The following is a 6,000-nucleotide window of genomic DNA, read 5'->3' as shown; positions in this document are numbered from 1 at the left end:
CGCCCCAGTCGCACCATCCGTAGTGCATGGGTTTACTCAATAAGATCACGCAGGAGATTTGACGTGCACATTGGTGTTCCTCTCGAAACCCAGACCGGTGAAACACGGGTTGCTGCAACCCCGGAAACCATTAAAAAGCTGATCAGCCAAGGTCATAAGGTCACTGTGCAAACCGGCGCCGGCGTTAACGCCAGTGTGGTCGACAGTGCCTATGAAGCGGCAGGCGCAACCATTGGCAGTGCCAATGATGCGTTTGGCGCCGAGCTGATTCTCAAGGTGGTCGCCCCAAGCGATGCCGAACTGACGCTGATCAAGCGCGGTACGGTGTTGGTGGGCATGCTCAACCCGTTCAACAACGAAACCATCGCCAAGATGGCCGAGTGCGGCATTACCGCGTTCGCCCTCGAAGCCGCGCCGCGCACCTCGCGCGCGCAGAGTCTTGATGTGTTGTCGTCGCAGGCGAACATTGCCGGCTATAAGGCTGTGTTGCTGGCGGCTCACCACTACCCACGCTTCATGCCGATGCTGATGACCGCTGCGGGCACCGTGAAAGCGGCGCGCGTGCTGATTCTCGGCGCCGGTGTGGCCGGGTTGCAGGCGATTGCCACGGCGAAACGTCTGGGTGCGGTAATCGAAGCGTCCGACGTGCGTCCGGCAGTGAAAGAGCAGATCGAATCCCTCGGCGCCAAGTTCGTCGACGTGCCTTACGAGACCGATGAAGAGCGCGAATGCGCCGTCGGTGTCGGCGGTTACGCGCGGCCAATGCCGGCGAGCTGGATGCAACGTCAGGCCCAGGCTGTGCACGAACGCGCCAAGCAGGCCGACATCGTCATCACCACCGCGCTGATTCCGGGCCGCAAGGCGCCGACGCTGTTGAGCGCGGACACCGTGGCGCAGATGAAACCGGGTTCGGTGGTCATCGACCTCGCGGCGGCTCAGGGTGGCAACTGCCCGCTGACCGTGGCCGATCAGGTCGTGGTCGAGAATGGCGTGACCATTTGCGGCCCGACCAACCTGGCCGGCGAAGTCGCTGCAGACGCCTCGGCACTGTACGCACGCAACCTGCTGGACTTCCTCAAGCTGGTGTTCACCAAAGAAGGCCAGTTCGACGTCAACCTCGAAGACGACATCGTCGCCGCGTGCCTGATGTGCCGCGACGGCCAAGTCATCCGCAAAAACGCCTAAGCAGGGTTTCTGACGATGGAAGAGCTTATCACCCCCGGTATCTACAACCTGATCATCTTCGTGCTGGCGATTTATGTCGGTTACCACGTGGTCTGGAACGTTACGCCTGCGCTGCACACGCCATTGATGGCGGTGACCAATGCCATTTCGGCGATCGTGATCGTCGGCGCCATGCTCGCTGCTGCACTGACTGTCACGCCGCTGGGCAAAACCATGGGTACCCTCGCGGTGGCATTGGCGGCGGTCAACGTGTTTGGTGGCTTCCTGGTCACCCGCCGCATGCTTGAGATGTTCAAGAAGAAAGCCCCGAAAGTAAAAGAAGAGGCGCCGAAGTAATGAGCATGAATCTCGTCACGACGCTCTACCTGATCGCGTCGATCTGCTTTATCCAGGCCCTCAAGGGCCTGTCGCACCCGACTACTTCGCGGCGCGGCAACCTGTTCGGCATGCTCGGCATGGCGTTGGCGATCCTCACCACCGTCGGCCTCATCTATAAGCTCGGCGCTGAACTTGCAACCGCCGGTATCGGTTACGTCATCGTTGGCCTGCTGGTCGGCGGCACCGCCGGTTCGATCATGGCCAAACGCGTTGAAATGACCAAGATGCCGGAACTGGTCGCCTTCATGCACAGCATGATCGGCCTCGCGGCTGTGTTCATCGCGATCGCGGCGGTGGTTGAGCCGCAATCGCTGGGCATCGTTAAACAGCTGGGCGACTCGATTCCGGCGGGCAACCGTCTGGAGCTGTTCCTCGGCGCCGCCATCGGTGCAATCACCTTCTCCGGTTCGGTGATTGCCTTCGGCAAGCTGTCGGGCAAGTACAAGTTCCGCCTGTTCCAAGGCGCACCGGTACAGTTCGCCGGTCAGCACAAACTGAACGCGGTGCTGGGTCTGGCTACGCTGGCACTCGGCCTGACCTTCATGTTCACCGGCAACCTCACCGCGTTCGCGCTGATGCTGGCGCTGGCATTCGTAATGGGCGTGCTGATCATCATCCCGATTGGCGGTGCAGACATGCCGGTCGTGGTGTCGATGCTCAACAGCTATTCGGGCTGGGCGGCGGCAGGTATCGGCTTCTCGCTGAACAACTCGATGCTGATCATTGCAGGCTCCTTGGTGGGTTCGAGCGGTGCGATCCTCTCGTACATCATGTGCAAGGCGATGAACCGTTCCTTCTTTAATGTACTGCTCGGCGGTTTCGGCAACACGGCCGATGCAGGCCCTGCCAGTGCGAAAGAAGCCCGTCCGGTGAAATCCGGTTCGGCTGACGACGCGACTTTCCTGCTGACCAACGCCGACACCGTGATCATCGTCCCGGGTTACGGCTTGGCAGTAGCGCGTGCACAGCATGCGCTGAAGGAATTGACCGAGAAGCTGACCCACCGTGGCGTGACCGTGAAGTATGCGATCCACCCGGTTGCCGGTCGTATGCCAGGCCACATGAACGTTCTGCTCGCCGAGGCCGAAGTGCCTTACGACCAGGTGTTCGAGATGGAAGACATCAACTCCGAGTTCGGCCAGGCCGACGTGGTGCTGGTGCTCGGCGCGAACGACGTGGTCAACCCGGCCGCGAAGAACGATCCGAAGTCGCCGATTGCCGGCATGCCGATTCTCGAAGCGTTCAAGGCCAAGACCATCATCGTCAACAAGCGCTCGATGGCCAGCGGCTATGCCGGTCTGGACAACGAACTGTTCTATCTGGACAAGACCATGATGGTCTTCGGCGACGCTAAAAAAGTCATCGAAGACATGGTCAAAGCGGTCGAATAATTCCCCGCTGCAGCACCGAACGCCCCGACTCGTCGGGGCGTTTTTGTTTGCGCAAACAGTCGGACAATATGCCGCGTTGTTGCAGATCCAGTAACGGTGTTTTACTTGAAACCCGCTGAATAGACGCCTCGTTTGCGACCTTGGTAGCGGGACAGGCGCCCGTCAAATTCACTAGACTGCGCATCCTGCTACTCGCTTCCCGAGATAATAATCCATGTACCGTGACCGTATTCGCCTGCCTTCGTTGTTGGACAAAGTGATGAGCGCCGCCGACGCAGCTGCTCTGATTGAGGACGGCATGACCGTCGGCATGAGCGGTTTCACCCGTGCCGGCGAAGCCAAGGCCGTCCCTCACGCACTGGCCGAGCGCGCCAAGGTCACGCCGCTGAAGATCAGCCTGATGACCGGCGCCAGCCTGGGCAACGACCTCGACAAGCAACTGACCGAAGCCGGTGTTCTGTCGCGGCGCATGCCGTTCCAGGTCGACAGCACCCTGCGCAAGGCGATCAACGCCGGCCAGGTGATGTTCATCGACCAGCATCTTTCGGAAACCGTTGAGCAACTGCGCAACCAGCAACTGAAGCTACCGGACATCGCCGTCATCGAAGCCGTGGCCATCACCGAACAGGGCCATATCGTGCCGACCACCTCGGTGGGCAACTCGGCGAGCTTCGCGATTTTCGCCAAGCAGGTAATCGTCGAGATCAACCTGGCGCACAACGCCAACCTCGAAGGTCTGCACGATATCTATATCCCGACGTACCGCCCGACGCGCACGCCGATCCCGCTGGTAAAAGTCGACGACCGCATTGGCAGCACAGCAATTCCGATTCCGCCGGAGAAGATTGTCGCCATCGTTATTACCCAACAGTCGGATTCGCCGTCCACCGTGTCCACGCCGGACGTGGATACCAACGCCATCGCCGAGCACCTGATCACCTTCTTCAAGCAGGAAGTCGACGCCGGGCGCATGACCAATAAGCTCGGCCCGCTGCAGGCCGGGATCGGCAACATTGCCAACGCGGTGATGTGCGGCCTGATTGATTCACCGTTCGAAGACCTGACCATGTACTCCGAGGTGCTGCAGGACTCGACCTTCGACCTGATCGACGCCGGCAAGCTGAGCTTCGCGTCGGGCAGCTCGATCACGTTGTCGGAGCGACGCAACAGCGACGTGTTCGGCAATCTGGAGAAGTACAAGGACAAACTGGTGCTGCGTCCGCAGGAAATCTCCAACCACCCGGAAGTAGTGCGCCGTCTGGGCATTATCGGGATCAACACGGCGCTGGAGTTCGACATCTACGGCAACGTCAACTCGACCCACGTTTGCGGCACACGGATGATGAACGGCATTGGCGGTTCCGGCGACTTCGCGCGCAACGCGCATCTGGCGGTGTTCGTGACCAAGTCGATCGCCAAGGGCGGCGCGATTTCCAGCGTGGTGCCGATGGTCAGCCACGTTGACCACACCGAGCATGACGTCGACATTCTGGTGACCGAAGTCGGTCTGGCCGACTTGCGTGGCCTGGCGCCACGGGAACGTGCGCGGGTCATTATTGATAACTGCGTGCACCCAGACTTCCGTCAGGCACTGAACGATTACTTCACGGCGGCCTGCGCAATCGGTGGTCACACCCCGCACATCCTGCGTGAAGCCTTGAGCTGGCACATGAATCTGGAAGAAACCGGACGCATGCTCGCTGTGTAATTCACACAGATAAACCGCTGATGCAAACACAGTTTGCATCAGCGGACTCTCGCAAACCTCCCGCCTGACAAAAACTGTACTGCTGTACTGGTCATTTCCTACAGCATTTACCTACTTCACCTAGCAAATAACGCAAAAATGCACCACTTGAGTGCAGATAGGTACAGTTTGCTCTATTTCGACCCGTACACCCCGTATAAACAGTTAACTGGTCACTCACAATACAGTTGAACTGTATCTAGAGAGACTATGCAAACGAGAGGATCATGGGCACCAGTCAAACCACTACCTGATCCCGCCACAAGCGGAAGGATGTCAACCATGGAACGTACACTCAGTTCCGAGCTGTTCTTCGAAGACAAAGCTGTAAACACCCAGGCTTCCCTGCCTCTGCGCGTTATCGCCAACCTGATGTTGTGGCAGCGCCGCATCTCCAGCCGCCACCAATTGGCCCGTCTGGATTCGCGTCTGCTGGCTGACGCCGGTATCAGCGAAGCACAACGCTACGAAGAGCTGAGCAAGCCGTTCTGGCGCTAAGTAGCGTCGCTGGCTCTGGTCGTTAGACCCACCGCCAGCAACCCGAATTGAACAAACGAAACCCGTCGTGGGAAACCACGACGGGTTTTGTCGTTTTGGGATCTTAAAAAGCTTAACCAGTACAGTTCATATAATTCTAAATCAGACCATTACAATTGTAGGAGCTGCCGAAGGCTGCGATCTTTCGATCCTGAAAATCCAAAGCAAAAGATCGCAGCCTTCGGCAGCTCTTACGATTTTTCGTCTGGATGCTGGTTTGGCGAACGCATCTGCGCCTAATATCCACACAGAACGTGGCGAATGATGCGCAACAGGCGTCTGACTCCTCAGATACCGAGCCACCTTTCAATACGGTTTATCCACAGGAGTTAACCTATGTCCCGTCTTCGTCTGCTCAGCGCTGCCGCCCTGCTGGCCGTGGCTGCCAACGCCAGCGCCACCAGCTTCATCGTCACCACCGACGCCGTGGTTGGCGCACTAAAATCATCGTCCGACGCCACTTCCGACGTCACTTCGTCCTTCCGTGACGACAAAATCGTTCTCGCTGCCCGTGACGACGCGGCCAGCTTCGTCGCCAGCCAGGGCGAGATCCGCGGCGTGAAACTGGAAAGCGCGCTCGACCACATCCGCCACCAGGCGCCACAGCTGCAAGCGACCGATGCACAGCTCGCTCAGGCCATCCTGACGATCTAAGCGATTGCGGTATCTCGGGGCACGTGCGGACGTGTCCCGATGCTTTGGCGCTGGCTCTGGCCCGGGCATTGCGCTAGCCTTTGGGCTCGCCAACCGTAATCGAGTCCA

At 59.1% G+C, this 6,000-nt stretch carries 6 protein-coding genes; all 6 read left to right on the top strand.

Annotation, left to right across the window (positions count from 1 at the left end; genetic code table 11):
* Positions 1-63: 63 nt before the first annotated feature.
* The 6 genes from ACIPIZ_RS23220 (at position 64) to ACIPIZ_RS23195 (ending at position 5,892) form a co-directional block, all read left to right on the top strand.
* Positions 64-1,185 carry a Re/Si-specific NAD(P)(+) transhydrogenase subunit alpha gene (locus tag ACIPIZ_RS23220; protein WP_122660354.1) on the top strand — a complete coding sequence of 374 codons (1,122 nt, stop codon included), beginning with the start codon at positions 64-66 and terminating at the stop codon, positions 1,183-1,185.
* 15 nt (positions 1,186-1,200) lie between these two features.
* Entirely contained in the window at positions 1,201-1,521 is a 321-nt protein-coding gene (locus ACIPIZ_RS23215) for an NAD(P) transhydrogenase subunit alpha (RefSeq protein ID WP_401167671.1), read from the top strand.
* A complete protein-coding gene (locus ACIPIZ_RS23210; RefSeq protein ID WP_401167668.1) occupies positions 1,521-2,954 on the top strand; it encodes an NAD(P)(+) transhydrogenase (Re/Si-specific) subunit beta in 1,434 nt (477 codons plus the stop codon). The genes ACIPIZ_RS23215 and ACIPIZ_RS23210 overlap by 1 nt, the downstream gene beginning before the upstream one ends.
* A gap of 214 nt (positions 2,955-3,168) precedes the next feature.
* On the top strand, positions 3,169-4,662 hold the full coding sequence (locus ACIPIZ_RS23205; RefSeq protein ID WP_008081132.1) for an acetyl-CoA hydrolase/transferase family protein: 1,494 nt from the start codon (positions 3,169-3,171) through the stop codon (positions 4,660-4,662).
* A gap of 321 nt (positions 4,663-4,983) precedes the next feature.
* Positions 4,984-5,199: a DUF1127 domain-containing protein gene (locus ACIPIZ_RS23200; protein ID WP_007911656.1), complete on the top strand. Its 216-nt coding sequence runs from the start codon at positions 4,984-4,986 to the stop codon at positions 5,197-5,199.
* Positions 5,200-5,574: 375 nt separating this feature from the next.
* The gene (locus ACIPIZ_RS23195; RefSeq protein ID WP_064389772.1) at positions 5,575-5,892 is read left to right on the top strand and encodes a DUF2388 domain-containing protein; all 318 of its coding nucleotides are present in this window, start codon (positions 5,575-5,577) and stop codon (positions 5,890-5,892) included.
* Positions 5,893-6,000 lie beyond the last annotated feature (108 nt).

It is taken from the genome of Pseudomonas sp. NPDC087690 (assembly GCF_044743175.1).
GTDB lineage: Bacteria > Pseudomonadota > Gammaproteobacteria > Pseudomonadales > Pseudomonadaceae > Aquipseudomonas.
The sequence above is the reverse complement of the archived record's forward strand: the minus strand, read 5'-3'. Positions and strand labels throughout refer to the sequence as shown.

Coding starts and splice junctions, on each gene's coding strand:
- ACIPIZ_RS23195 (WP_064389772.1), top strand. CDS start 5,575: ATGTCCCGTCTTCGTCTGCTCAGCGCTGCCGCCCTGCTGGCCGTGGCT.
- ACIPIZ_RS23205 (WP_008081132.1), top strand. CDS start 3,169: ATGTACCGTGACCGTATTCGCCTGCCTTCGTTGTTGGACAAAGTGATG.
- ACIPIZ_RS23210 (WP_401167668.1), top strand. CDS start 1,521: ATGAGCATGAATCTCGTCACGACGCTCTACCTGATCGCGTCGATCTGC.
- ACIPIZ_RS23200 (WP_007911656.1), top strand. CDS start 4,984: ATGGAACGTACACTCAGTTCCGAGCTGTTCTTCGAAGACAAAGCTGTA.
- ACIPIZ_RS23215 (WP_401167671.1), top strand. CDS start 1,201: ATGGAAGAGCTTATCACCCCCGGTATCTACAACCTGATCATCTTCGTG.